25 protein-coding genes are annotated in these 24,953 nt (G+C 56.7%); 15 read left to right on the top strand and 10 right to left on the bottom strand.

Annotation, left to right across the window (positions count from 1 at the left end):
* Positions 1–49: 49 nt before the first annotated feature.
* The gene (yfcF, locus tag MEB48_RS24875; protein ID WP_237886470.1) at positions 50–682 is read left to right on the top strand and encodes a glutathione transferase; all 633 of its coding nucleotides are present in this window, start codon (positions 50–52) and stop codon (positions 680–682) included.
* Between the two features lie 15 nt (positions 683–697).
* On the opposite strand, the gene MEB48_RS24870 is transcribed toward yfcF, so the two are convergent.
* The gene (locus tag MEB48_RS24870) at positions 698–1,495 is read right to left on the bottom strand and encodes an alpha/beta fold hydrolase (protein WP_237886469.1); all 798 of its coding nucleotides are present in this window, start codon (positions 1,493–1,495) and stop codon (positions 698–700) included.
* Positions 1,496–1,626: 131 nt separating this feature from the next.
* On the opposite strand from MEB48_RS24870, the gene MEB48_RS24865 reads away from it, so the two are divergent.
* Positions 1,627–2,016: a c-type cytochrome gene (locus MEB48_RS24865; protein WP_237886468.1), complete on the top strand. Its 390-nt coding sequence runs from the start codon at positions 1,627–1,629 to the stop codon at positions 2,014–2,016.
* A 125-nt stretch (positions 2,017–2,141) separates the two neighbouring features.
* The gene (locus MEB48_RS24860) at positions 2,142–2,477 is read left to right on the top strand and encodes a hypothetical protein (RefSeq protein ID WP_095053216.1); all 336 of its coding nucleotides are present in this window, start codon (positions 2,142–2,144) and stop codon (positions 2,475–2,477) included.
* A 169-nt stretch (positions 2,478–2,646) separates the two neighbouring features.
* Here MEB48_RS24860 and MEB48_RS24855 read toward each other — a convergent pair whose 3' ends face one another.
* The 5 genes from MEB48_RS24855 to MEB48_RS24835 form a co-directional block, all read right to left on the bottom strand.
* Positions 2,647–2,952, bottom strand: a complete 306-nt coding sequence (locus MEB48_RS24855) for a panthothenate synthetase (protein WP_237886467.1) — start codon at positions 2,950–2,952, stop codon at positions 2,647–2,649.
* A 295-nt stretch (positions 2,953–3,247) separates the two neighbouring features.
* The gene (locus MEB48_RS24850) at positions 3,248–3,640 is read right to left on the bottom strand and encodes a VOC family protein (RefSeq protein WP_237886466.1); all 393 of its coding nucleotides are present in this window, start codon (positions 3,638–3,640) and stop codon (positions 3,248–3,250) included.
* 240 nt (positions 3,641–3,880) lie between these two features.
* Complete coding sequence (locus MEB48_RS24845) at positions 3,881–4,360, bottom strand: YbaK/prolyl-tRNA synthetase associated domain-containing protein (protein ID WP_237886465.1); 480 nt, start codon at positions 4,358–4,360, stop codon at positions 3,881–3,883.
* A gap of 16 nt (positions 4,361–4,376) precedes the next feature.
* Entirely contained in the window at positions 4,377–5,135 is a 759-nt protein-coding gene (locus MEB48_RS24840; RefSeq protein ID WP_237886464.1) for a sulfite exporter TauE/SafE family protein, read from the bottom strand.
* 4 nt (positions 5,136–5,139) lie between these two features.
* Positions 5,140–6,225 carry a TauD/TfdA family dioxygenase gene (locus MEB48_RS24835; protein ID WP_237886463.1) on the bottom strand — a complete coding sequence of 362 codons (1,086 nt, stop codon included), beginning with the start codon at positions 6,223–6,225 and terminating at the stop codon, positions 5,140–5,142.
* 109 nt (positions 6,226–6,334) lie between these two features.
* Between MEB48_RS24835 and MEB48_RS24830 the strand changes: the two genes are divergently transcribed.
* On the top strand, positions 6,335–7,264 hold the full coding sequence (locus tag MEB48_RS24830; protein ID WP_237886462.1) for a LysR family transcriptional regulator: 930 nt from the start codon (positions 6,335–6,337) through the stop codon (positions 7,262–7,264).
* A gap of 46 nt (positions 7,265–7,310) precedes the next feature.
* Here MEB48_RS24830 and MEB48_RS24825 read toward each other — a convergent pair whose 3' ends face one another.
* A complete protein-coding gene (locus MEB48_RS24825) occupies positions 7,311–7,793 on the bottom strand; it encodes a GNAT family N-acetyltransferase (RefSeq protein ID WP_237886461.1) in 483 nt (160 codons plus the stop codon).
* A gap of 318 nt (positions 7,794–8,111) precedes the next feature.
* On the opposite strand from MEB48_RS24825, the gene MEB48_RS24820 reads away from it, so the two are divergent.
* From MEB48_RS24820 to MEB48_RS24800, 5 genes are all read left to right on the top strand, one after another.
* Entirely contained in the window at positions 8,112–9,092 is a 981-nt protein-coding gene (locus tag MEB48_RS24820) for a quinone oxidoreductase family protein (RefSeq protein ID WP_237886460.1), read from the top strand.
* A 10-nt stretch (positions 9,093–9,102) separates the two neighbouring features.
* Complete coding sequence (locus tag MEB48_RS24815) at positions 9,103–9,951, top strand: TauD/TfdA dioxygenase family protein (RefSeq protein ID WP_237886459.1); 849 nt, start codon at positions 9,103–9,105, stop codon at positions 9,949–9,951.
* Positions 9,952–10,008: 57 nt separating this feature from the next.
* Positions 10,009–11,040 carry a 3-keto-5-aminohexanoate cleavage protein gene (locus MEB48_RS24810; protein ID WP_237886458.1) on the top strand — a complete coding sequence of 344 codons (1,032 nt, stop codon included), beginning with the start codon at positions 10,009–10,011 and terminating at the stop codon, positions 11,038–11,040.
* 126 nt (positions 11,041–11,166) lie between these two features.
* Positions 11,167–12,486 carry an MFS transporter gene (locus MEB48_RS24805; RefSeq protein WP_237886457.1) on the top strand — a complete coding sequence of 440 codons (1,320 nt, stop codon included), beginning with the start codon at positions 11,167–11,169 and terminating at the stop codon, positions 12,484–12,486.
* A 100-nt stretch (positions 12,487–12,586) separates the two neighbouring features.
* Positions 12,587–14,554: an acetoacetate--CoA ligase gene (locus MEB48_RS24800; RefSeq protein WP_237886456.1), complete on the top strand. Its 1,968-nt coding sequence runs from the start codon at positions 12,587–12,589 to the stop codon at positions 14,552–14,554.
* 93 nt (positions 14,555–14,647) lie between these two features.
* Here MEB48_RS24800 and MEB48_RS24795 read toward each other — a convergent pair whose 3' ends face one another.
* Positions 14,648–15,658 carry an AraC family transcriptional regulator gene (locus MEB48_RS24795; RefSeq protein WP_237886455.1) on the bottom strand — a complete coding sequence of 337 codons (1,011 nt, stop codon included), beginning with the start codon at positions 15,656–15,658 and terminating at the stop codon, positions 14,648–14,650.
* A 361-nt stretch (positions 15,659–16,019) separates the two neighbouring features.
* Between MEB48_RS24795 and MEB48_RS24790 the strand changes: the two genes are divergently transcribed.
* Positions 16,020–17,663 (top strand): fatty acid--CoA ligase, encoded by a 1,644-nt coding sequence (locus tag MEB48_RS24790; RefSeq protein WP_237886484.1) that lies wholly within the window; start codon positions 16,020–16,022, stop codon positions 17,661–17,663.
* 200 nt (positions 17,664–17,863) lie between these two features.
* Here the strand turns inward: MEB48_RS24790 and MEB48_RS24785 are convergent, their stop codons facing one another.
* Positions 17,864–18,265 (bottom strand): GFA family protein, encoded by a 402-nt coding sequence (locus tag MEB48_RS24785; RefSeq protein WP_237886454.1) that lies wholly within the window; start codon positions 18,263–18,265, stop codon positions 17,864–17,866.
* Positions 18,266–18,320: 55 nt separating this feature from the next.
* On the bottom strand, positions 18,321–18,935 hold the full coding sequence (locus MEB48_RS24780; protein ID WP_237886453.1) for a LysE family translocator: 615 nt from the start codon (positions 18,933–18,935) through the stop codon (positions 18,321–18,323).
* A 266-nt stretch (positions 18,936–19,201) separates the two neighbouring features.
* Between MEB48_RS24780 and MEB48_RS24775 the strand changes: the two genes are divergently transcribed.
* The 5 genes from MEB48_RS24775 (at position 19,202) to MEB48_RS24755 (ending at position 24,946) form a co-directional block, all read left to right on the top strand.
* Positions 19,202–19,615: an arsenate reductase ArsC gene (locus MEB48_RS24775; RefSeq protein WP_237886452.1), complete on the top strand. Its 414-nt coding sequence runs from the start codon at positions 19,202–19,204 to the stop codon at positions 19,613–19,615.
* A gap of 8 nt (positions 19,616–19,623) precedes the next feature.
* Positions 19,624–19,986: a metalloregulator ArsR/SmtB family transcription factor gene (locus MEB48_RS24770; RefSeq protein ID WP_237886451.1), complete on the top strand. Its 363-nt coding sequence runs from the start codon at positions 19,624–19,626 to the stop codon at positions 19,984–19,986.
* A gap of 117 nt (positions 19,987–20,103) precedes the next feature.
* Positions 20,104–21,108, top strand: coding sequence for an ArsJ-associated glyceraldehyde-3-phosphate dehydrogenase (locus tag MEB48_RS24765; protein WP_237886450.1), 1,005 nt, complete (start codon positions 20,104–20,106; stop codon positions 21,106–21,108).
* Positions 21,109–21,117: 9 nt separating this feature from the next.
* On the top strand, positions 21,118–22,353 hold the full coding sequence (arsJ, locus tag MEB48_RS24760; protein ID WP_237886449.1) for an organoarsenical effux MFS transporter ArsJ: 1,236 nt from the start codon (positions 21,118–21,120) through the stop codon (positions 22,351–22,353).
* A 247-nt stretch (positions 22,354–22,600) separates the two neighbouring features.
* Entirely contained in the window at positions 22,601–24,946 is a 2,346-nt protein-coding gene (locus MEB48_RS24755; RefSeq protein WP_237886448.1) for a tetratricopeptide repeat protein, read from the top strand.
* Positions 24,947–24,953: the final 7 nt, after the last annotated feature.

The raw sequence follows: 24,953 nt of genomic DNA, 5'->3' as shown, positions 1-24,953 counted from the left end.
TGGCTCTGGATCTCGTAGCGTGTCTGCTCCCCATATGGAGATGACCCCCGTGAATGATTCCCGCCTGCGCCTGTACGTTGATGCTCAATTCACCAGTCCTTATGCCATGTCGGTTTTCGTGGTCCTTCGCGAAAAGGGCATCGAATTCGAACTGAGCCCGCTGGACCTCGACGCCTTCGAAAACCAGGCACAAGACTATGCCAGCCTCTCACTGACCCAGCGCGTACCGACGCTCGTGCATGGTGATTTTGCCTTGTCTGAATCGTCGGCGATCACTGAATACCTGGAAGACGTTTTTCCTCAGACGCCGGTTTATCCGCAAGACCTGATGCAACGCGCGAAGGCACGACAAGTCCAGGCGTGGCTGCGCAGTGACCTACTGCCCATCCGGCAGGAGCGATCCACACTGGTGGTGTTTTATGGCCTCAAGGCAGCGCCCTTGTCGCCCGCTGCCGAGTCGGCCGTGCGCAAGTTGATCGGTGCCGCGCAAGCGCTACTGGCTGACGGCCGCGAGAACTTGTTCGGGCAATGGTCGATCGCCGATGTGGATCTGGCCTTGATGCTCAACCGGCTGATACTCAACGGTGACGCCGTGCCAACCGCGCTGGTGGAATACGCGCAGCGTCAATGGCAGCGACCTGCGGTGCAGGAGTGGCTCAACCTGCAGCGTCCTGCGCTGTAACGGTGTGACGTCAGGTCAACTGCGCTCAATAAATTGCACGATGACCTGATTGACGATCTCGGGATGCGTAACCGGCCCCATATGACCGAGCCCCTCGAGTTCTACCACTTCAACGTTCGGCAGTGCGCCGGTCAGCAGCCGCGCCACTGCCCGTGACGATGCCGGTGAGTCCTTGCCGACCATGAAAAGCACCGGCAGGTTGAGCGAACCGAACGCCTGCAATGGCGTTGGCTCGTTCAACAACGCATGAGCCCAACCCTGCACATTGGCGACTGCGGCGGCGATGGAGGGCTTGCGTTGTGCGGGGGTTTGCTCCCAGGCTCCGGCGCCCATCCAGTAGTCAATGAAGTGCTGGGCCGCTGCGTCCAGGTTACCCGCCTCAAGCGCCAGCCCGGCGTCTGCGACGACTTCACGGATGGCATCCGCCTCGTTGGGTGGGGGCGATTCGGCGTCGAGCAGGGCAAATAATGTTGGCTCATACAACGCCATGGCGCGCACTCGGCCGGGATTCTGCAACGCCGCGATCAACGCCACCGCCGCACCATAAGAGTGACCGACCAGAATGAGCGGTTCGCCGGCGCGGGCGAGCACCGGCTCGGCGAAGCGCGCTTCTTCACTGAGGGTGACGATTCGATCGGTGGGCCACGCCGGGCTCTTGCCAGCGCCAAACGAATCGAGCGCCAGAACCCGAAACGTTGCGGCCAGGTGATCTTGCAGTCCACGCCATTGCACTGAGTGACTCGCGTTGGCATGAAAGCAAACAACACCCGGGCCCACGCCTGAGTCCCGGAAAAAAGGTTCGACGGTTTTCATCCTGGCCTCCTGCAGCGGGTTAAAAGGACAAAGAGCGTTAGAGATTAGCTTCAAGGCTTCGGTGTAGCAGCCAGTCATGATGAAATAGCCGCCCGTTTTTGCTGTCAGCAACACCTGATTTGGAGCACCCCATGAAAAACGCCGCCGTACTGACCTTCGCCTTGATGCTCAATACCGGATTATTAAGCCTGCAAGCAGAAGCGGCGGGGGATGCTGAAGCCGGTCAGAAACTGTTTAACCGCATTTGCGGCGGCTGTCATCAAGTGGGGACTTCGGCTCGGGGCTCTTTTGGTCCGCAACTCAATGCCATCTTCGGGCGCCCTGCGGGAAGCACGACGGATTACCAGTACTCATCCGCGATGAAATCATCAGGCGTCGTCTGGACCCGCGAAACACTCACCGCCTACATCGAGGCGCCAAAAGAAGTTGTCCCCGGAACCCGCATGATTTTCTGGGGCCTCAGCGATTCGCAGAAGATCGAAAACCTGTTGGCCTACCTTCAGACGTTTCAGCCGCAATAATCTGTGCCTCATCAAAATGATTGCCCCGTAAAGGCTGTATAGGTGATATCAACGAGCCATTTCATCCGTTAAAGTATGCGCCGCCCGAGAAACGGATCCCGGGTATTTCTAAATGGAGTGACTCAGTGAATTATCTCAGCAAAGTTGTTGCCGTAGCCCTGTTCGGTCTGGTTCTGGCGGGTTGCACCGGCGCCCCGATGAAGACTCAGCAGTACGACAGCAGCCAGTACACCGTTGTCGGCCACAGTGAAGCGACCGCCACTGGCCTCCTGCTGTTTGGTCTCATCCCGATCCAGCAGAACAACCGTTTCATCCGCGCTCAGAACGCCGCGATCAAGGCCAAGGGCGGCGACGCCATGATCAACACCCAGGTTCAGGAAAACTGGTTCTGGGCTTGGGTCCTGACGGGTTACACCACCACAATCTCCGGTGATGTCGTCAAGCTGAAAACGGTTCAGTAAGCGACAGGCTCTGCCATTGTGGCGAGCGAGCTTGCTCCGGGCGGTGTTCCGACGCTGGGCTGCATAGCGGCCCCAAAAATCCGACAGCAATTGCCGATTTTTGTGAGTGCTACACACTCAAGCGGGAGCAAGCTCCCTCGCCACAGGTTTCTCACTCATTGATCGTACGTCATCCCCAGGCTTTTCCGAGCTCCTCCAGACCCGCGTCTTGCAGATTCTGCGCACTCATGACCACGCGCAGTTTGCAGCTGGCCTGAAAGTTGAGAAAGAAAGGTTCCGCATAGCCAGGAATTTCGGAAGGGTCTTCTATATCGATCAGAAAAATTCCACTTCGCATTCCATCCTGCTCAGTGAAATAAGTCGCCTCCGGCTTAATGGTTTCCAGGACGCGGTTCATGATTTCGCCGATCTTCCCCGACCTGACAAGCGCGTTGAAAGGCTCATGGGGAAACTCGACCATCAGTAGCATTTTCATTATTCGATACTCTGTTGAGGTGGCGTGCTCCTTACCCGGGTCCTTACTCCTGACGATGCCGCAAGCCGTACATTCAGCCGTGCCAGCGGTGGTGTGTGGTTAAGAATAGCGAAGGGTGAGAGGCTGCCGGGGCAGAGTTACGGACGGTCGTTTTTGATGATTCAGCGGCGAGGCGAAGGGTTTGTTGGCTGAACTCATGCAGTTCTGTGATGAAAGCAATTTTATGCAGCGTGGCTTTGGACGTTCGAAGAGAGGCACGCCAGCATCGCCTATAGAGGCGATGCCGACTTACCGATTACTGCTGTACCGGCGTGCAGAGTTCTACCAAGGTTCCGTCAGGGCATCGAACGTAAGAGACGATTTGTCCCCAGGGCTTGGCGCTTGGCGCGGAAATTTCGCTGGCTCCCGCTTCCAACGCTCTGGCGTGCGCCGCCGGAACGTCCTCGGTCACCAGGCCTACTTCGATTCCGAGTGGTTTGGGGGAGGAGTGTGCCGAGACATGGCCCGTGCTGAAGTTCATCGCAGCCAGTTCATCGGCGGCGAATGCCAGCGCGGTTTCCCCTGTTTCGAGTTCGCCGTAGGTGTTGGATTCATGGAGGAAGCGAACGCTAAACCCGAAGGCTGACGAAAAGAACTGGAGTGAGGTAACGACGTCCGGGACGTAGATGATCATGTAGCCAAATTTCATGAATGGGCATTCCTTGTCTTGTTAATTGAGTGGCAAATCACGGTTACCCAAGCAGGTTTACCCTGTGTCTGTTCTTTTGAGTTAAGACACGGAGCCCTGTAGGAGCGAGCTTGCTCGCGAAAGCGGTATATATGGCGACATCAATGTTGACTGTACTGCCGTCTTCGCGAGCAAGCTCGCTCCTACAGGAATTTCGCTTAACTGACTGGCATTAGGGCTTGCCCGCGAAAGCGGGTGTGCTCAGGCCTGGCTGATGTCCAGCAACCGAGGTTTGGCAATCGCCAGATAATCCTGCGTATCAAGCACCATCGATGCATCCAGCCGACCAGCGTTGAAGGCGATTTCGCTATAGCCTGTGGTCAGGGCCGGATCGACGATCAATTGAATCCGCTCATCGAAGACGAAAGGAGGGATGGCGCCGATCTGGCATCCGGTCAGTCCCATGGCGGTTTCGGCCTTCACCAGTTCGGCTTTTTTCCCGCCCAGGGCCGCTCCGACCTTCTTCATGTCGAGCTTCTGGTCGCCTGGCAGTATCACCAGGGCATACGGTTCGGCCTGACCCTTGAGCGAGCAAAGCATGGCCTTCGCGCCTTGGCCGGGCTTGGTGCCACGGATTTCGGCGACCCGCGCCGACTGGCCCTCGGCATCGTGCATCAACACTCGGTAGGAGGCTGCGCGCGCATCGAGTAGCGCCACCAGGCGATCGAACATGGGATGCATGTGGTTTTCCTCAGATTTACAGGAACAGGTCGTAGGACAGCTTGCTGATCAGGATCACCAGCAACACCAGGAACAGGGCCCGGACAAAGGGCACGCCTTTATGAACCGCCAGCCAGGTGCCGGTCAGCGCGCCCAGGATATTGAATGCCGCCATGGGAATGGCGACCAGGTAGAGCACGTTACCCGTCGGAATGAAGAATATCAGCGCCGCTACGTTGGTCGCGATGTTCACCAGCTTGGCCGATGCCGAGGCATGAAGGAAGTCGAAGGCGAAGAAGCGGATAAACAGGAAGATCAGGAAACTGCCGGTGCCGGGACCGAACAGTCCGTCGTAGAAGCCGATGGCACCGCCGATGACGATCGCCAGCAGTTTTTCCTTGGTACCGATGCGCATGGGTTTGTGCAGGGCGCCGAAGTCCTTTTTCCAGAAGGTGTAGATCGCCATCAGTACGATCAACACCAGCACCGCCGGCCGGATCATCGACTGCGGTACGAACGACACCGTGGCCGCTCCGAAGAAAGCCATGACAAAGGCCGCACAGGCGGCGGGGATCACCAGGCCCCAGTTGATCACCACCTTGCGCACGAAGGACCGGGCCGCGAATGCGGTGCCGCAGGCCGCTGCGACTTTGTTGGTACCCAGCAGCGCCGCCGGTTGTGCCGTGGGCAGCACGTTGAACAGCGCGGGTATCTGGATCAGTCCGCCGCCGCCCACCGCCGCATCGATCAGGCCGGCGGCGAAGGCGAACACGCAAAGGATGACAATATCGACCATGAAATCAGGCTCTGACGATGAAGGGAAGGTGAGGGTCCAGCGGTATCACGCGTGCCAGGTCATTGACCCCGAAGACACGCAGCATCCAGCGGTCGCGACCGTCGTAGCGGGGGGTAAAACCGTCTCGGGCATGCAGGGTTTGCTGGTTCTTGAAGATCAGCATGTCCCCCGGTTGCAGCAGTATGTGGTGCACGACATCGGGATGATTGGCGGCGGCGGCGAACAGTTGCAGGGCAAACTGCGCATTGGCGCCGGTCGCTTCGACACTCGCTTTGTTGTAGCGGCAATACAGGCCACCGGTTGCGCTTCTGTACAGCAGGGGGACGTTTTCCAGCACGTTACCCTGTTTGCCGAAGGACGCCGGTCGGCGAATGGCGAAGTTCGGTCGTGACAATTCTTCTTCGACGCTGGCCGGCAGCATGGCCAGCACGTCGTCAATGGCGACGATGCGCGTCGGCACGTCGGGCTCGCAGCGCAGGCCGGTCAGGGACAGGTACTCCGGACAAGCCGACAACTGCGAGACGGGTTCGCAGGTCAAGGGCAGGTGAGGGTTGTCGACATGCATGTCCAGGTCCGCGCGCGAGCCATAGGAACTCTTTTCGGTCTCTCGCTTGTGCTTGGGCGATACATGGCGGAACACCGTGTCGTCGCTTTCACCCTCGTATGCCAGCGGATGGGTTTGCAGGGTTTGCAGCACGGACAGAATAGCCCCGGCCAGAACCGACACGTTCTCGATACCCGGCTCCATGTCGTAGGGCGTGGCGGGCAGTTGCGGGTCCAGCGGCAATCCCCTGACGATCATTGCCACTTCTCGGGCCTGGGGAAAGTTACGCAACTGCTGGACTTTCTCGGCGCACAGGACACTTTCCAGCAACTGCCCCAAGGCCGGCATGTGGCGGATGCCCGAGGCGCTGTCGGTCACGACCAGCGATGCCAGGCCGGTTTGCAGGGTACGCTGTTCTTCGAATGACAGATGAATTTGCGGTATCTCCTGTCGGGTCGGAGCCGCTGATTTTTTTTCCTGCCATTCATGAACTTCTTCACCGATATGGGCTGCGGATTTTCCGACTATTTCATCCAGCTTCGACACGTCCTTCTGCTCCTCTTTGCCCCATCCCTGTGGGTTGAGCGGGAAGGTTAACGGAAGGGCCTTTTTTGTGTTGCAATGCCACGTTGTGAAAAGTGCAATGAGGTGGTCAGTGGCATTGAATATGTTGGGAGAACTCGAAGCCTTCGCGACGGTGGCTCGCAAGCGCAGCTTCGTCGCGGCGGCACGTACTCTGGGGCGCTCCCCCAGTGCGCTGACCCGTGCCGTTCAAGCCCTGGAGGAAAGTGTCGGGGTCAAGCTGTTCAATCGCTCGTCCAATGCCGTGAGTCTGACCGAGGCGGGTGAGCGCTTGATGCCTCACGCTTACAAAATGCTGGATCTGCAACGTGAGGCGGAGGAAGACCTGGCCGGTCTCAGCGGCCTGGCCTGTGGCTGGATCCGCTTTTCCGCCCCCGAGTTTCTCGGGTACGGGGTATTGCCCCGGTTGATCGCGCAGTACTGCGAGCGTTATCCAGACGTGAACGTCGATGTGATTTTCACCGATGAAACCATTGACCCGGCCAAGAACAAGCTGGACTTCTCGATTCGCGGCGCGTTTGCGCAATCCAGTGATCTGATTGGATTTCCACTCTGGAGTTATTCACGTTACCTGTATGCCAGCCCCGGATATCTGGAGCGACACGGAATGCCCGACTCCATCGAGGCCCTGGAGTCGCACTCACTGATCCTGCATACGGCGCCACGGATTCTCAAAGAGTGGAATTTTCGCAGTGAGGAGCAGGCCATCAGCTTTCGGGTTCATCCAAAATTTCGTTTCAGCTCCGGTTTGGCGGTGTTCCAGGCGACCCTGGCGGGCGTCGGGATCGCCCGTCTGGCGGACTGGATGGCGGAACCCGAAGTGCAAGCGGGGCGCCTGCTTCGGGTCTGCCCCGAGTACAAACTCACCTCCAGCGGCGGTGAGAGCCCGCAAATGCACGCGGTGTACCCGGCCGGGAATCTGCCGCTGCGGGTGAAGTCGTTATTGGAGGTGATCCGTGGTTTTGGCGACAGCCTTGATCGAAAGCGTGCAGTGACGCTTTAGGTGGCTGACGCAGGCCTCAATCTGTGGCCTTCGAGGTGCCTTCGGCCTATGGCTGCGGAACCAGCGTCATTTGTATGAGGGCTGACCGACCGTTTCCCAACGAAGGTCGTTCCTCAATGGCGAAAGGCACAAACCCAAGCCTGGGGTAGAGCAACAGCCCAGCCGTATTTTCGTTGAAACAGGAGATCTGCACCTCGTTGGCTTCATAACGCTCGAATGCCAAGCGTGTCATTGTCTCTACGATAAACGTCGCCACACCTTTGCCCCGAGCGGTCGGCGAGACGATGACATTGCCGATACAGCAAACGCCATTGCGTTCAGCTCGATAAAAATTGGCGAATCCGACGATGGCTCCATCGATCTCAACGACAGTAGAGTCGAAACGTTGGGTGATCGCAGCGATCAATTGCGCTTCCGTTAGCGGGTAGTGCGCTTTCGGAAACATGAAAAACAACTCTTGGGCGTTCTGAGGAAAGCCGCAGATCGTTTTAATGTCGTCCGCCTTCACTGGCCTGTGTTTCAGTTTCATTGCGTATCCCTGAGCTCCATGAATTAGCACTCTAGCGGAATACCAAGGTTTGTGCAGTGAGGGAAATTATTGGTATGGATGGCTGATTACTGCCTGTTGTGAAGGGCTGCAATCGACCCAAAGCTGCCCTTCATTGTCTTTTCGAAGCGGTCACCAATGAGTTTCGACGACTCAACATTTTCCTTGGTTTTGCGAAACGGTTTGTCATGAACTGGATAGCCTCCGTCGCGAGATGTACATAACCCACCGTCGAACATTCGTATATTCCAGTCCATGGGACCAGCTCCCGACAAGATGAAATCAGACTGGAGAAACGACATGGTTAAAGCTGTTCGCTTTTACGAAACCGGGGCACCCGAGGTCCTTCGCTACGAAAATGTTGAGGTCGGTGATCCAGGGCCCGGGCAAGTTCGTCTTCGTCACGTTGCTGTTGGCTTGAACTACGCCGACACCTATGTCCGTAGTGGCATCTATCAGGTCCCGTTACCTAGTGGCATAGGCTGTGAAGCCTCGGGCATCGTAGTGGCCGTCGGGGACGGCGTGACTAACGTTACCGTTGGCGACCGAGTGACTTACACCGGCTTTATGAACACCATCGGCGCTTACTGTACCGAACGGCTGATTTCGGCTGCACCGCTGATCAAGCTACCCGCAAACATCGGCTTCGAAACGGCTGCCGCCATGACCATGCGCGGGCTTACGTCGGCTTACCTCATGCGTCGCATCTATCCCTTTCAGGCCGGCGATAGCATCCTCTTACACGCCGCTGCTGGTGGTGTTGGTTTGATTGTTTCGCAGTGGGCGAAACTCCTCGGGCTCACCGTTATTGGTACCGTTTCCAGTGAGGCCAAGGCAGAGGTGGCGCGCGCCCATGGCTGCGACCACATCATCAATTACAGCCATGAAGACATTGCCAAGAGCGTGCGTGAGCTGACCGGCGGGCGGGGTGTCGATGTCGTGATCGACAGCGTCGGTAAAGACACTTTCATGGCCTCGCTCGACTCGGTCAAACGACGTGGCCTGATGGTTTGTGTGGGTACCGCCTCTGGCAGCATTCCGCCTTTCGACCCGCAGCTTCTGGCTTTCAAGGGCTCACCTTATTTGACTCGTCCGGCATTGGCAGATTACATCGCCGACCCGGCAGAGAAGGTTGCGTTGAGTGAAGAAATCTTTGGTCATGTTGCAGCTGGCCGCATCAAGATTGAGATCAACCAGCAATATGCTCTCGCCGATGCGGCTCAGGCGCACCGTGACATAGAAGGCCGCAAGACAATCGGCTCGTCGATTTTCGTCATCTAAGGAGGCGGCCATGCGAGTCGAGCAATTGACCTGTAGCATCGGTGCGGAGCTTTCTGGTGTGAACCTGGCTCACGCTGTCCATGATGACGAGTTGCTGACGCAGATCCGGCAACTGCTGCTTAAGCACAAAGTATTGTTTTTCCGCGATCAGGACATCAGCAATGCCGAGCATGCGGCGTTCGCGCGTCGATTCGGCGAACTTGAAGATCATCCAGTCGTCGGAAGCGATCCGGATTGCCCCGGGTTGGTACAGATCTACAAGACCCCGGACGGTCCACCCGAGCGATATGAAAACGCCTGGCATTCCGATGCCAGTTGGCGTGAGAAACCGCCGATGGGCAGCGTCCTGCGCTGCATCGAGTGTCCTCCGGTCGGTGGCGACACGATGTGGGCGAACATGGCGTTGGCTTATGAGCATCTGCCCACGCACATCAAACAGCAGGTTGAAGGCCTGCGCGCCCGTCACAGCATAGAGGCTATCTTCGGCGCGGTCATGCCGATTGAAAAGCGTTTGGCGCTAAGAAAACAGTTCCCGGACGCCGAACATCCAGTTGTGCGTACTCATCCTGAGACGGGCGAAAAGGTTCTCTACGTCAACGTGTTCACAACCCATTTCAGTAATTTCCACACGCCTGAACGGGTTCGTTTTGGCCAGGACGCGAATCCGGGAGCGGCCGACCTTCTGCGCTATCTGGTGAGCCAGGCCAGTATCCCGGAATACCAGGTGCGTTGGCGATGGAAGCCGAACAGCATCGCCATCTGGGACAACCGCAGTACCCAGCATTACGCAGTGATGGACTACCCCCCCTGTCACCGCAAGATGACGCGCGCCACCATTATGGGCGACCTGCCTTATTGATCAGTTCGACTCCTCGACTAACAACATTCATCCAAAAATACGTCTTCGGAGACACCCATGAATTTCATTGACGGTTCGCTATACCCCGAAAACCAGGAAAAACTGGTCATCACTGTTGCCCCTTATGGTCCGCAATTCGAGGTCAGTGATTTCCCGCAAGACATCCCGGTCACGATGCACGAACAAGTCCAGAAAGCGGTTGACTGCTATGAAGCCGGTGCCACTGTGCTGCACCTACATGTGCGCGAACTCGACGGCAAAGGCTCAAAACGCTTGTCCAAATTCAACGAGCTGATCGCCGGAGTACGTGAGGCTGTACCGGATATGATCATTCAGGTGGGCGGCTCGATTTCATTTGCGCCGGAGGAAGGCGAGGTCGCCAAATGGCTGTCCGACGACACACGCCACATGCTGGCTGAGCTGACACCGAAGCCGGATCAGGTAACCCTGGCCATCAATTCGAACCAGTTCAATATCATTGAAGCACTGTCCGATGCCGATGTCGCCGGCACCTCGTTCGCTGATCCAGTGAAGCAGATTGCCTATCGCGAAATGACCATTCCGGCGGGTCCTGGCTGGGTCGAAGAACACGTCAAACGCCTAAGCGCGAACGGCATTCAGGTGCAGTTCCAGATGGGCAACATCAACTCGCTGGAAACCGTCGAACGCATGATGCGCCGCGGCGTTTGCAACATTCCGCTGATTTTGACCTGGATACCCATCGGCGGCGGTGCAGATGCCATGACGCCCTACAACATGACGAATTTCATGCGCGCAGTGCCGGACGGTGCAGTGCTTACTTTCGAGGGCCAGATGAACAACGTGCTGCCGCTTAACATGATGGCCATTGCGATGGGCCTGCATGTGCGCTGTGGTATCGAAGACACGATCTGGACACCTGATCGTTCGCGCAAGATGAGCAGCGTGGAGCAGATTGAGCAACTGGTGCGCATCGCCAATGAATGCGCACGACCGGTTGCCAATGGCAAGGAGGCGCGCGAAATCTACAAGATCGGTACGTTCTACAAGGACGCGGACGAAACGCTGGCCGCGAACGGTTTCGCACCGAATCGCAAGCCGCGTCAGTAACGGATCTACGTTCACCCAAGACCTGTGCCATCGATGGTCAGCCAGACTGACCAAGGCAGGGGACGTTGAACGTTCCCTGCCGTCGAACCTAATAACAACAAGACGCATCGACTCAAAGGACCTGCCATGGCTTTCCATCACACCACCGTCGGTGATTGCGCGGACGTCGCCGTCAGCGTTCCCCGTACGTTTGCCTGGGTTGTGTTCGCACTGACCTTTGGCCTGCTGATTTCCGATTACATGTCACGCCAGGTGCTTAACGCGGTTTTCCCGCTACTGAAGGCCGAATGGGCTCTGAGTGACGCACAGTTGGGGATGCTCAGCAGTATCGTCTCGGTCATGGTCGGTTTGCTGACCATTCCCTTGTCGTTGCTTGCGGACCGCTGGGGACGCGTCAAGAGTTTGGTACTGATGGCCATGTTCTGGAGCCTGGCGACACTGGGCTGCGCAATAGCGGAAAACTTCAATCAGATGTTTGTCGCACGTTTTCTGGTCGGTGCCGGTGAGGCGGCCTACGGCAGTGTAGGCATTGCGGTGGTGTTATCCGTTTTCCCCAAACATATGCGCGCTTCCCTGTCGGCTGCATTCATGGCCGGCAGCATGTTCGGCTCGGTGCTGGGCATGGCGTTGGGTGGTGTCATCGCCGCGCACCTGGGTTGGCGCGTCGCGTTCACCAGCATGGCACTGTTCGGAATGTGCCTGGCGGTGATTTACCTGATTGTTGTGCGTGAGCGACGCATTACCGCGCAACGCCAATGCAGTTCGCAGGGCCAGGCCGCAGCAGCAACCATTAAACGCCCACTGACCACACTGTTTGCCAGTCGCTCGGTGATCTGCGCCTACGTTGGCAACGGCCTCCAGCTTTTTGTCGTTGGCTCGGTACTCGCCTGGTTTCCGAGCTACTTGAATCGCTACTACCACATGAATACCGACAAGGCCGGCATGCTTTCGGCGTTGATCGTTCTGATCGGCGGTGGCGGCATGATTCTGTGTGGCATGTTGAGTGATCGCCTGTGCCGCAATGCACCAGACCGCAAAATTGCCCTGGCCATCACCTATTGCCTGATCAGCGGTTTGTTACTGGCAGTGGCTTTCCAATTGCCGCCCGGTGTCGGGCAACTCACCTTGATCAGCATGGGGATGCTGGTTGCCAGCGGCACCTGCGGGCCGGCCGGTGCCATGGTGGCTAATCTGACCCATCCTTCGGTGCATGCCACGGCATTCGCGGTTCTGGCATTGGCCAACAATATTTTGGGCTTGGCGCCTGGCCCGCTAGTCACCGGCATGCTGGCCGATGCGGTCAGCCTGGACCACGCCTTCCAGGTTATCCCACTGATGGCCATCGCATCCGCCCTGGTGTTTTGGTACGGCAAGCGTCACTACCACCGCGATATCGCGAAATTGGGATCGCCTGGCGCAGCTCCAACGGTGAGGGCGCCATCATGATGTTCTTTGCATTGACGTTGTTGCCTGTCGAGCTTGATCCGAACACCTTTTATTTCGGCCGCATCGCTCCGGCCACCTGCCTGTACCGAGAGAGACTGATATGAACGAAAAACCCATTTTTCAGCCCGGCATCGAGAGAATCGCCAACACGCGCCTGATGGCTTTTATGCATTTTGCGCAGTCGCGAACCGGGCGTGAGTTCACCGACTACGACGCGTTATGGAGGTGGTCGGTTCAAGAGATTGAGCAGTTCTGGCCACTGGTTTGGGAGTTCTGTGGCGCAGTCGGCGAACTGGGCGATGTGGTGCTGGAAAACGGTGGGCGTATGCCCGGCGCACGCTGGTTCCCGAATGCGCACTTGAACTATGCGCAGTCGCTCCTGGCTCGCCGCGACGACGGTGATGCGGTGGTGTTCTGGGGCGAAGATAAGGTTCAGCGCCGCCTGTCCCGAGGTGAACTCCATGCCCAGGTTTCACGCTTTCGCCAAGGCCTTGAAGCTCTGGGTATCGGCAAGGGCGATCGCGTTGCCGCAGTCATGCCGAACATGCCTGAAACCCTGGTCGCCATGTTAGCCACCATCTCGCTGGGTGCGGTCTGGTCTTCAGCCTCGCCTGACTTTGGTGTTCAGGGGGTGCTCGACCGTTTCGGGCAAATCGAACCCAAGCTACTGTTGTGCGTTGATGGCTATTGGTACAACGGCAAACGTGTCGATTGCCTAGCGAAGAATGCTGAGGTATCGGCGCGTCTACCCAGCCTCCTTCGTACCGTGGTAGTGCCTTATGTGGAGGATATGCCGGACGTCGCCAACTTTGTCGGGGGGACGCGTTACGCTAATTTTATCGAGCCCTACGCCGCAGCCGAGATCGCGTTCGTTCAGGTGTCTTTTGACCATCCACTGTTCATCCTGTTTTCCTCTGGAACGACTGGCGTGCCCAAATGCATCGTTCATGGCCACGGTGGCTCGTTGCTGCAACATCTCAAAGAGCACCAGTTGCATACCGATGTGCATCCGGACGATCGCTTGTTCTACTTCAGCACTTGCAGCTGGATGATGTGGAACTGGCTTGTTTCCGCTCTGGCATCTGGGGCGACGGTACTGCTCTACGACGGATCGCCGTTCCTGGCGGGTCGTGACGGTCGTCCTGGCAGTATTCTTTTCGATTACGCTGACGCCGAAGGCATGACCCATTTCGGCACATCAGCCAAGTTTATTGACGCGCTGCTCAAGCAGGGCCTTTCGCCACGCAGTGGTCATTCTCTGGCTGCATTACGGGGTTTCCTGTCGACCGGTAGTCCTCTGGCTCCGGAGGGGTTCGATTACGTCTACCGCGAGATCAAGAGTGATTTGCATCTGGCCTCGGTCGCCGGGGGAACCGACATCCTTTCCGGTTTCGTGGTTGGCGTACCGATCCAGCCTGTATATCGCGGTGAAATCCAGCGAGCAGGCTTGGGTATGGCGGTAGCTGTATTCGATGAGCGTGGCGAGTCCGTCCGCGAAATCAAAGGTGAGCTTGTGTGCACCCGGCCGTTCCCTTGCATGCCCGTAGGTTTCTGGAATGACGCCGATGGATCGCGATACTACGCGGCCTATTTCGCCCGTTTCCCCAACATTTGGTGCCATGGCGATTTCGCTGAGATCAATAGCCGTGGTGGTTTCGCAATCTATGGCCGTTCGGACGCTACCCTTAATCCCGGAGGCGTACGCATCGGTACTGCGGAGATCTACCGCCAGGTTGAACTATTGCCAGAAATTGTTGAGTCGTTGGTGATCGGGCAAGAATGGGCGGGCGACACCCGCGTTGTACTGTTCGTGAAGCTGCGTGACGACCAGCAACTCGATGATGACCTGGTGGCGCGGGTTAAGCAGCAGGTCCGCAACAATACTACGCCGCGTCATGTTCCTGCGAAGGTCCTCCAAGTCGTGGATATTCCCCGCACCAAGAGCGGCAAGATCGTTGAACTGGCGGTTCGTAACGTCGTACACGGCGAGCCGGTGAAGAACGTCGAGGCACTCGCCAATCCCGAGGCATTAGCATACTTCCGAGATCGCAGTGAGCTAACTGTCTAAGGATAGGTAAAGGCGCTTGGGGGAACTGCCTAAACGTGCCCCCAGATTGCTGGACAGGGGGCAAGCAATAATGTCTCGAGGTGGAGGCTTGTTCTATTCTTGGTTGTTGAGGTTTTGGCGCCGCCAGGCTGTCGGTGCCATGCCGTACTGGGCGTTAAACCAGCGGGTGAATGAGCTTGGCGTTGAGTAACCAAGCAGACCTGCAACCTGGCTCAACGAGTAACGTGGATTCGTCATGTAACGGTGCAAAAGTTCGTGACGTATTTGATCATGCAGTTCGGTAAAATTAACGCCGCTTTCTTCCAATCTGCGTTGTAACGTGCGCACGTTCATGTCGAGGGATTGGGCGACCAGACTGATTGAGGCCCGGTCCATGGGCAACAACAGGTAAATGGCCTGGCGTACTTCGTTAAGTATCGAGCCCTTGCTCGCCCCAGGTAATGCTTCGAGAAATCCCCGTGCGTAGTTCGCCATCACCGGATCTGATGTTGGATTCGTCTTATTCAGATCAGCGACAAGGCAGACAATACCGTTGAACTGGCAGTTGAATTCAACGTTGCAACCGAACACTCGGCGATGAACGTTTAGGTCTGCCGGGGCGTTGTGGGTGAAGCTTACGCTCTGCGGGCGCCAATTCTTGCCAAGCAACGCACTACAAAGTCGATGCAGCACGCCAATTGCCAGTTCGATACTTTGGCGCGTGGGGGTAGACGGGGCGATCATGATTTCCTCACGGATAATCACTATCTTGTCGGTCTCAGTGATATCCATTGCCAGGGATTCGTTGAGCAGGTGCCGATATTGTCCAATGGTGTTCAAGGCGTCCCGCAGCGTTGGCTGGTGGGTGAGCAACAAGCTGATCGCGCCGAAACTTGAAAGTTGTCGTGATTCAGCCATGCGCAGGCCAAATGTTTCGCAACCACTGGCCCTTGCGGACGCTTCCAGCAGCATTGCCACAACTGTCATGGGAATGCGTAATTCCGGATTCTTCAACATTGCCGTGCTGAGTGCGAAATCATTGAGTAGCTGCTGAGAATTAACACCCAGCTGCGTGCACAGTTCCAGGTAATTCGTCAGGGCAGCGGTACGAGCCATTAGGGCCATGATGGTGACCTCGTTATTGTTATTTTCACCTGCCCATCCTGCCCCATGCTGGGGTGGAAATTTTCGTTTGAAGTGGCAAGCGAACTTTCATAATCAGACCCTTTATAGAGGGTTGAGCAAGAAATGAAAACCGTCTGGCCAGCATCCTCCAAAGCAATTGACCTGTTGCGATTTTTAGCGGTGCACTCTGCGGTATCTGTCATGAGATGGGCAGTCGCTGACACCAAATGTACAGCATGGCGATTAGGCAAAACTTACTGTGCCACACCACAGTTCGAGGTGGGTATGGTCCCTGAACTTGCTGCTTAGCGGCGGGAGAACGCTGGGACAACACCTGAGTACAGGAGTGAGAAGAAACACCATGCTGACAACAAAAATAATCAAGCCAGCGCCAGACGCTTATGCCTACCCACTATTGATCAAGCGACTGCTGCTATCAGGGGCCCGGTACGAGCCAGAGCAGGAAATTGTCTATGCTGACAAATTGAGATACAGCTACCGGACGCTCAATGAGCGAATCCAGCGTTTGGCCAATGCCTTGACGGCGGCAGGCGTCAAGGCAGGGGATACCGTAGCGCTGCTCGACTGGGACAGCCATCGCTACCTGGAGTGTTTTTTTGCGGTTCCGATGATCGGCGCGGTTTTGCACACAGTGAACATCCGCCTTTCCGCAGACCAGGTGCGCTACACCATGAACCACGCCGAAGATGATCTGGTGTTGGTCCATGACGACTTCCTCCCCCTGATCGAGCAGATTCATGAGGAACTATTGACCGTTAAAGGCTACATCCGACTCACCGACGATGATGCAGCCGCTACCGACTTGCCGGTGCTGGGGGAGTATGAGCATTTGCTGTCCAGGGCCAGTGACCATTACGATTTCCCTGATTTTGATGAAAACTCGGTGGCGACCCTTTTCTACACGACGGGCACCACCGGAAATCCTAAAGGAGTGTATTTCTCGCACCGACAATTGGTGCTGCACACCTTGAATGCCGTCGGAACATTGAGTGCCTTTCAAGGTCAGCCGCTACTGCGTTCCGATGACGTCTACATGCCCATTACCCCCATGTTCCACGTACATGCCTGGGGCGTTCCTTATGTCGCCACACTGATGGGGGTCAAGCAGGTTTACCCTGGTCGATACGAACCCAATCGCCTGGTCAGACTCTTCCGTGATGAGAAAGTCACGTTTTCCCATTGTGTGCCCACGATCCTGCAAATGATCCTTGGATGCGAAGAGGCGACCCAGACCGACTTCGATGGCTGGAAAATGCTGTTGGGTGGAAGCTCTATTACGATGGGAATCGCGCAGCAGGCGACCAACCGTGGTATCCGAGTGCACAGCGCGTACGGGATGTCTGAAACCTGCCCATTGCTCTGCACCACTTATCTGCATGCCCAGGATCTTGAGCAACCGGCGCAAACCCAGCTCGCCAGTCGCATCAAGACAGGGACGCCAATACCGATGGTCGATCTGAAAATCGTCGATGCTGGCGGCAAAGAGGTTCCTCATGATGGCGAATCGCTGGGCGAGATCGTGGTGCGCTCGCCATGGCTAACACAAGGTTATTTCAAGGATCAGGAAAAGGGCGCAGAGCTGTGGCACAACGGATGGTTGCACACCGGTGACATGGCTTCGATCGATCCCCGGGGCGTGGTGGAAATCAAGGATCGAATCAAAGATGTGATCAAAACGGGAGGGGAATGGATCAGTTCACTGGACCTGGAAAGCCTGATCAGCGAGCACTCGTCGGTCAGTGCGGTTGCTGTAGTCGGTATCGCCGATGAGCAATGGGGGGAGCGTCCCATGGCATTGGTGGTATGCGTACCTGGCAAACACCTCGATCAAGCGCTGCTCGAAGCCCATCTACAGCAGTTTGTAGCGTCCGGCCGTATCAACAAATGGGCAATTCCCAGGCAGTTCAAGTTCGTCGCAGAGATTCCAAAAACCAGCGTTGGAAAGATCAACAAGAAACTGATCCGAGAATGTGAATCAAACTGAGCCCCTTCTGAACGCAGACCATCTCAAATGCGCATATTTCGCCAGTCAGTGAGGTGGACTGATTTGGACAATTGGGCAGAGCTTTAAATGGATGCACGTTAAATGCATTGAATTCTCCGGGAACGTATTTGTGCGCCCACCAATGACCGCTTTTGGCCGTTTTCTGCCTGTCGGCAAAGGCTGCAATCGACCCGAAACTGTCACTGGTGTTGCGGCCAATGATCCGTGATTTCATACCACGAGGCCTTGGATGGGACCTGAACGTGCTTTTGTTTATCAGAGGTGAATGTTGTATCCAGGGTACCCAAGGCGATCGAGATCCAGCCAGAGTATTCACCTTGGCTTGTTGACCAGAACAGCGACGAACCGCACTGGCCGCAAAACTGACGCAGGACTGACTCAGAAGACTGGAACGACTTAATGCAATCGGCACCGTGAATAAACTGCAGATCGCCGCGCAACACGCTGCCATAGCTGGCGAATGCGGCCCCATGGCTTTTGCGGCATTGGCTGCAATGACAGTGAGAAAGTGCTTTAGGTCGTGAAGAGATTTGGTATTTGACGGCGCCGCAAAGGCAGCTGCCCGAGAAGGGGGCATTCATGTAGGGGAGCACCTTCAGACGAGGAGGCAGCGAATTTAAACGAGCAGACCAGGTGCTAAACCAGCTGGCGGATCCCCAGAGACAAAATCAAACCACCGCACAGTCGATCGATTGCTTTTTTCCTCCCTTGATACCCGCAAGCAATCTTAGGTTGCGAAAGAGCGATTGCGACCATTCCATACCAGGTCGTTGAAACCACCACTACAACTGCCAGCATCGACGCAAACGTGCCTGGCGAAACGTGGGCGGGGGCTGCGGCTGAAAAAACAGCGGCATAGAAGGCCATGGACTTGGAGTTGCCAATGTTGGTAATCACCCCCTGAATGAAGGACTGCCTGCAACTACCGGCGACGTCATCATTTAGCGGGCCAGGCGCATTCTTCCCCGCGTTGATCAGCAGTCGGAATCCGAACCCTATCAGGTAAGCGGCCCCCAGAATCTTTACAACAAACGCAGCCCGGGGGAGGGCAGCAAATACAACCCCGAGACCTGCAATTGCACAGGTGGACCAGAACAAGTTGATCAGTACGATACCCGCTACCAAGGCCAGAGCTTCTGACCGTGTAGCAGCCACCGCTTTATGGACCACGGCGACGAAATTTGGCCCGGGGATAACAACGCCTGCCAAGTAAACCCAAAAAACTGTCAAAACGGCGGAACCGTCGATCATTTGCTTCCTCGCAAGTCCTGTGGACGGCTTCTTCCCTGAGTAGTGCTGGGCGCTGAAAACCCGGCTCATTCTCGACGATGAGTGTGCGGCTGTCGAGATACCGCTTCTGGTCGATTGCTGTCTGCAGCGATGGGCAGCAAGCGGCCCAAAGGCGAACTTCGTTCCGGCTCGCCAGATGGCCGGATGGATTAATGTGTGGTTGGTTCTTTATCTTATATACGGAAAACCATATATTCGTTAAACCGTATAAAAGCTGAGACTTCACAATGACCAGCAAAGTCCGTGTCCTGTTCGTCTGTACCGCCAACGCTGCACGCTCTCAGTTGGCCCAAGCGTTGTTGAGGCATACCGACTCGGAGCATTTCGAGGCGTTCAGTGCCGGCACCGCTCCGACTCAGGTAGACCCGCGCACCCTTGAGGCGCTTTCACACATTGGTGTGAGCACCGAAGGATTACGCAGCAAGTCGATAGACGAGTTCCGTGGTGAGCGTTTCGATTACGTCATCACCTTGTGTGATAAAGCCGCAGCGGAATGCCTGTCTATACCTGGAGCCGATGAGTCGTTGGTCTGGAGTTTTGAGGATCCGGTCACCAGCACCAAACCCGATGCCTTCCGTCACACCCTTCACGAAATCCATGAGCGCATCAAGATGTTCGTCTTGGTCAAAAACAAACACTGAGAAACGATATGGCTGACCATCTGACACTGATCACTGTTTTCAAATGCCTGGCTGACGACACTCGAGTGCGCACGATGATGCTCATCACTCGTGAAGGCGAGCTCTGTGTTTGCGAGCTGACCTGCGCGTTGAATGAGAGTCAGCCAAAAGTCTCCAGGCACCTGGCGCAGCTGCGCAGTTGCGGTTTGCTGTCGGACCGTCGGCAAGGCCAATGGGTGTATTACCGACTGCACCCGAATCTCCCGGATTGGGTCCATCAAGTGCTGACCACTACGCTCGAAAGCAACAAGCATTGGTTGAGCCCTGACGCCAAACGCCTTGATGAAATGGGCGACCGTCCTGAACGGGCACTCGCCTGCTGTGAAAGCTAAATCGTCTGATACCGCCTTCGAATACTAGATCGCTCAGCATCCTGCCCATATCGAATACATCGGCCAGTTCGACAGCCAGTCGAACGCCCACTGACAACAGATACAGAGCACAACAACATGACTATCAAAGTTGGCATCAATGGTTTTGGTCGGATCGGTCGCCTCGCTTTGCGCGCCGCGTGGAGCTGGCCAGAATTCGAGTTCGTGCAGATCAACGATCCGGCAGGTGACGCATCCACGCATGCGCACCTGCTGAACTTCGACTCGGTGCATGGCCGTTGGAATTACCAGGCCAACTCCGAAGGCGACAGCATCGTCATCGACGGCAAACGCATCAAAGTCACTGCCAACAAGGCGATTGCCGACACTGATTGGTCGGGCTGTGATCTGGTGATTGAGGCCAGCGGCAAGATGAAAACCGTCGCGGTGCTTCAGGCTTACCTCGACCAGGGCGTTAAACGTGTAGTGGTCAGCGCGCCGGTGAAGGAGAAGGGCGCGCTGAACATCGTCATGGGCGTCAACCATCAGCTGTTCAATCCGGCGGAACATCGCATCGTCACCGCCGCATCGTGCACCACCAACTGTCTGGCGCCGGTGGTGAAGGTGATCCACGAGAAACTGGGCATTCGCCACGGTTCGATCACTACCATTCACGACCTGACCAACACCCAGAGCATTCTCGATCAGCCGCACAAGGATCTGCGCCGTGCACGTGCATCCGGCATGAGCCTGATTCCAACCAGTACCGGCTCGGCCACGGCCATTGCCGAAATCTTCCCGGAACTGCGCGGGCGTCTGAATGGCCATGCCGTGCGCGTACCATTGGCCAACGCTTCGCTGACCGATTGTGTCTTTGAAGTCGAGCGCGTCACCACTGTCGAAGAAGTGAATCAGTTCCTCAAGGACGCGTCCGAGAATGAACTGAAAGACATCCTCGGTTTCGAGGAGCGTCCGCTGGTGTCCATCGACTACCGCACCGACCCGCGCTCATCGATCATCGATGCGCTGTCGACCATGGTCGTCAACGGCACCCAGGTCAAACTCTATGCCTGGTACGACAATGAATGGGGTTACGCCAACCGCACCGTCGAACTGGCCAGAATGGTCGGCCTGGCTGTTTAAGGAGCGGTAATGAAAGCGTTGTCAGCCCTCGCGCCGCAAGTGCGACAGTACCTGCTCGTGACGGGCAATTACTGGGCCTTCACCCTCACTGATGGCGCCTTGCGTATGTTGGTGGTGCTGCACTTTCACGCGTTGGGCTACAGCCCTCTGCAAATCGCAGCGTTATTTCTGTTCTACGAACTCTTTGGTGTAATCACCAACCTGGTGGGCGGTTATCTCGGCGCCCGATTGGGCCTGAACCGGACCATGAACATCGGGCTAGGGATACAGGTTGTGGCGTTGTTGATGCTGACGGTGCCAGTGGCCTGGCTGACGATTCCATGGGTGATGGGCGCTCAGGCGCTTTCCGGGATTGCCAAGGACCTGAACAAGATGAGTGCCAAAAGCTCCATCAAACTTCTGGTTCCGGATGGGCAGCAGGGCAAACTCTACAAGTGGGTGGCAATCCTCACCGGCTCGAAGAACGCACTCAAAGGTGTCGGCTTCTTTCTTGGTGGAGCCTTGCTGGCATTGATCGGTTTCAAAGGCGCCTTGCTGGCCATGGCCGGTGTTCTGGCGCTGATCTGGATCAGCAGCCTGATTCTGTTGAAGAAGGACTTGGGCAAGGCCAAAGCCAAGCCAAAATTTCGCGACATCCTGTCCAAGAGCCGGGCGATCAATATCCTCTCGGCGGCACGGATGTTCCTGTTCGGTGCGCGCGATATTTGGTTCGTGGTGGCATTGCCGGTGTACCTGAGCAGTGTCTTCGGCTGGGACTTCTGGAAGGTTGGCGGCTTTCTTGCGGCCTGGGTGATTGGTTATGGCATCGTGCAGTCTTTCGCGCCCTACATCACAGGAAAGAAACGTGGGCACGTACCGGATGGTCGTGCGGCATTTCTATGGGCTCTTGCACTGGCGGGCCTGCCTGCGGCAATTGCTCTCGGGCTGAACACCGGGTTATCGCAACAGGCGGTGCTGCTCGGCGGATTAATGGTCTTTGGCGCGCTGTTCGCGGTGAACTCTTCGCTCCACAGCTACCTGATCGTGTCCTACGCCAAGGAAGACGGCGTGTCGCTGGATGTGGGTTTTTATTACATGTCCAACGCCATGGGCCGGCTGATCGGCACGGTGCTTTCCGGTTGGGTTTATCAGGTGTATGGATTGGAAGCGTGTTTATGGATATCGAGTGGATTCGTGCTGATTGCAGCGTTGATTTCGATTGCCTTGCCTCGTCACATGCTTGGTAAACGCGGTTGTACCTTGTAGCCGGATTGGATCTTTTCGACGTTCGACATATCAGTTGGGTTGAACAGCTGGGTTCGAGAAAGTTTGTGGATCGATCCAAAGTCTTAAAATTCATCGTGGGAAGGAGCGACGCCAAATAAGGCGTTGCGTTCAATAGGATCGGTCCGACGTTCACATGGATTATTGACAGTTACCAGTCATCCGGCAAAGCTGGAGCGAGCTTGAACGCGCGCTTGACGGCAAGCGCACCTGGACTACGGAAGTCGCAATGCCGAAAGATAAAAATAAAGCGGTTACCGCAAACCCTGATCCGCAACCGTCCCTGATAAACCGCTACCTGTTTCCCGTCACCATCGCTGTCCTGCTCCTGGGTGTTGTGGGCCTTGGCTGGTTTGCGTTCGGTAGTAAATCTGCTCCCGCGACCTATGCGCCAGTCAGCACACCGGTCACTCAACCCACCAAGCACCAACCGAGTGCCGTGCCGCCGGCGAAAATGGTCGTCGAGCAGCAATGTCAGGGCTGTCACAGCTCCCAGGTCAAGGACTGGCAAGGCTCCCATCACCAATTGGCGATGCAAGCAGCCAACGCTGAAACCATGCTTGGCGACTTCAACAACGTCACCTTCAAGACGGAAAATGAAACGACCCGTTTCTCGCGCAAGGATGACGGATTCTGGGTCAACACCCCGGGCATTGACGGCAAGAATGCCGACTTCAAGGTGGCTTACACCTTCGGCATTGCACCGTTGCAGCAATACTTGATCGAGGTCGGCGACGGTAACTTGCAGGCCCTGGGCGTGGCCTGGGATACCGAAAAGCACCGCTGGTTTCATCTCTATCCGGGCCAGGGCGTGACCTTCAAGGATCCGTTGCACTGGAGCAAACCGAGCCAGAACGCCAACTTCATGTGCGTCGAGTGCCATACCACCGGTTACAAGCGCAATTTCGATGCGGCAAAAAATACCTTTGACAGTCAGTGGAATAGTCTCGGTATCGGTTGCCAGGCCTGCCACGGTCCGGCTTCCTACCACCTGGAATGGGCGGCGAAAAAAACCGACCTGATTCACGCCGGATTTGCCGTCAACCTTAAGGACAAGGATGCCACCGTTGAAATCGAGACTTGCGCCCGCTGCCACTCTCGCCGCGCGCCGCTGGGCGATGGTTTCACCGTGGGCAAGCGCCTGATGGATGATTATTTGCCCAGTCCCCTGACGCGCGAGTTGTACGCCTTGGATGGCAAGATCAAGGACGAAGTGTTCGAACACGGCTCCTTTGCCCAGAGCAAAATGTCCGACAAGGGAGTGCGTTGCAGCAATTGCCACAATCCCCACAGCACCCAGCTCAAGATGCCGGGCAATGGCGTCTGCCTGCAATGCCACAACACCGTTGGCAAGACTTCGGCGGAAGGTGTTGATGGCAAGGGCCTGCAAGCGAAGAACTACGATTCCATCGAACACACCCGTCATACCCCGGGCCAGCCTGGCTCGCAGTGCGTGGATTGCCACATGCCCGGCAAGTTCTATATGGGCAATGACTTTCGGCATGATCACAGCTTCAGCATTCCCAACCCCGAGCGGGCGAAAAAACTAGGGACACCGGACGCTTGTCTGACTTGCCACCAGGGGAAGGCTGGCGGCAAAGTCACTGAACAGTTCAAGCTGTCGACCCTCACTCCTACCGTGCAGGCCCCGCGTTACGACGAAAGCCTGTGGCTGATTCGCAACGATTTACCCGGCGCGGCGCAAGCCTTGTACGAACAATTGCAACGCAGCAACCTGCCGACGATTCAACGGGCGACGCTGCTTGCCGAATTGCCGTCGTATCCCAGCGAACAGGCGCTGAAACTGGCGAGCCGGGATCTGAGTCACCCGGCACCACAAGTGCGTGTAAGCGCCGTGCTGGCGATCAGCGCATTGCTGCCGCCGACGGAGCGTGCACCGCTGTTGACGCCGTCGCTGAGCGACCCGGTGAAGGCCGTGCGCATTACGGCGGCGCGGGATTTGCTGGGGGTGGCGCGTAACGGTCTGGGCAATGCTCAGGACAGGTGGAACAGTGCCATCGCCGAATATGAGGCGGTGCAAAATAGCCTGGCTGACCGCGCCGAAGCCAACCTCAACCTTGCCATGTTGTATCAGGCCAACGGTCGTAGTGGCGACGTCGAAGGTCTGCTGCGCACTGCGCTCCAACGTGATCCTGATTTCCACCCGGCGCTGGTGACGCTGGTGCAATGGCTGGAAGCCAATGGCCGCGGCCAGGAAGCCCAGGCGCTGCTCGCGCAAAGCCTCAAAGAACACCCGGACGCCGCCCTGCTGCAACATACCCAGGGCTTGTCGTTGGTGCGTGCAGGCCAATCGGACAAGGCCATGCCGTTCCTGCGCAAGGCCGCACAACTGGAGCCGCAGAGTCCTCAATACGGCTACGTCCTCGCAGTGGCGCTGCATGACAGCGGCAAGGTTGAGGCGGCGTGTGAGGAATTGGAAAGACTGTTGAAGGTGCAGCCCGCCAACCGCAATGCTCGGCGGGCGTTGATTCAGTACTACCTCGAAGGCGGGCAAGAACCGAAGGCGCAAATGCTTTTGCAGGGCTGGAAGAAAATGAACATGAATGATCAATAAACCCGAG

The organism is Pseudomonas sp. PGPR40 (assembly GCF_022014505.1).
Lineage (GTDB): Bacteria > Pseudomonadota > Gammaproteobacteria > Pseudomonadales > Pseudomonadaceae > Aquipseudomonas.
This window is presented reverse-complemented; position numbering and strand designations above follow the sequence as displayed.

Bases quoted from the DNA above. Each gene is read 5' to 3' on its own strand.
- MEB48_RS24755 (WP_237886448.1), top strand. From the start codon at position 22,601: ATGCCGAAAGATAAAAATAAAGCGGTTACCGCAAACCCTGATCCGCAA.
- MEB48_RS24850 (WP_237886466.1), bottom strand. From the start codon at position 3,640: ATGAAATTTGGCTACATGATCATCTACGTCCCGGACGTCGTTACCTCA.
- MEB48_RS24800 (WP_237886456.1), top strand. From the start codon at position 12,587: ATGAACGAAAAACCCATTTTTCAGCCCGGCATCGAGAGAATCGCCAAC.
- MEB48_RS24825 (WP_237886461.1), bottom strand. From the start codon at position 7,793: ATGAAACTGAAACACAGGCCAGTGAAGGCGGACGACATTAAAACGATC.
- MEB48_RS24765 (WP_237886450.1), top strand. From the start codon at position 20,104: ATGACTATCAAAGTTGGCATCAATGGTTTTGGTCGGATCGGTCGCCTC.
- MEB48_RS24865 (WP_237886468.1), top strand. From the start codon at position 1,627: ATGAAAAACGCCGCCGTACTGACCTTCGCCTTGATGCTCAATACCGGA.
- MEB48_RS24870 (WP_237886469.1), bottom strand. From the start codon at position 1,495: ATGAAAACCGTCGAACCTTTTTTCCGGGACTCAGGCGTGGGCCCGGGT.
- arsJ (WP_237886449.1), top strand. From the start codon at position 21,118: ATGAAAGCGTTGTCAGCCCTCGCGCCGCAAGTGCGACAGTACCTGCTC.
- MEB48_RS24805 (WP_237886457.1), top strand. From the start codon at position 11,167: ATGGCTTTCCATCACACCACCGTCGGTGATTGCGCGGACGTCGCCGTC.
- MEB48_RS24775 (WP_237886452.1), top strand. From the start codon at position 19,202: ATGACCAGCAAAGTCCGTGTCCTGTTCGTCTGTACCGCCAACGCTGCA.
- MEB48_RS24780 (WP_237886453.1), bottom strand. From the start codon at position 18,935: ATGATCGACGGTTCCGCCGTTTTGACAGTTTTTTGGGTTTACTTGGCA.
- MEB48_RS24855 (WP_237886467.1), bottom strand. From the start codon at position 2,952: ATGAAAATGCTACTGATGGTCGAGTTTCCCCATGAGCCTTTCAACGCG.
- MEB48_RS24810 (WP_237886458.1), top strand. From the start codon at position 10,009: ATGAATTTCATTGACGGTTCGCTATACCCCGAAAACCAGGAAAAACTG.
- MEB48_RS24790 (WP_237886484.1), top strand. From the start codon at position 16,020: ATGCTGACAACAAAAATAATCAAGCCAGCGCCAGACGCTTATGCCTAC.
- MEB48_RS24820 (WP_237886460.1), top strand. From the start codon at position 8,112: ATGGTTAAAGCTGTTCGCTTTTACGAAACCGGGGCACCCGAGGTCCTT.
- MEB48_RS24840 (WP_237886464.1), bottom strand. From the start codon at position 5,135: ATGGTCGATATTGTCATCCTTTGCGTGTTCGCCTTCGCCGCCGGCCTG.
- MEB48_RS24785 (WP_237886454.1), bottom strand. From the start codon at position 18,265: ATGAATGCCCCCTTCTCGGGCAGCTGCCTTTGCGGCGCCGTCAAATAC.
- MEB48_RS24770 (WP_237886451.1), top strand. From the start codon at position 19,624: ATGGCTGACCATCTGACACTGATCACTGTTTTCAAATGCCTGGCTGAC.
- MEB48_RS24815 (WP_237886459.1), top strand. From the start codon at position 9,103: ATGCGAGTCGAGCAATTGACCTGTAGCATCGGTGCGGAGCTTTCTGGT.
- MEB48_RS24845 (WP_237886465.1), bottom strand. From the start codon at position 4,360: ATGCATCCCATGTTCGATCGCCTGGTGGCGCTACTCGATGCGCGCGCA.
- MEB48_RS24795 (WP_237886455.1), bottom strand. From the start codon at position 15,658: ATGGCCCTAATGGCTCGTACCGCTGCCCTGACGAATTACCTGGAACTG.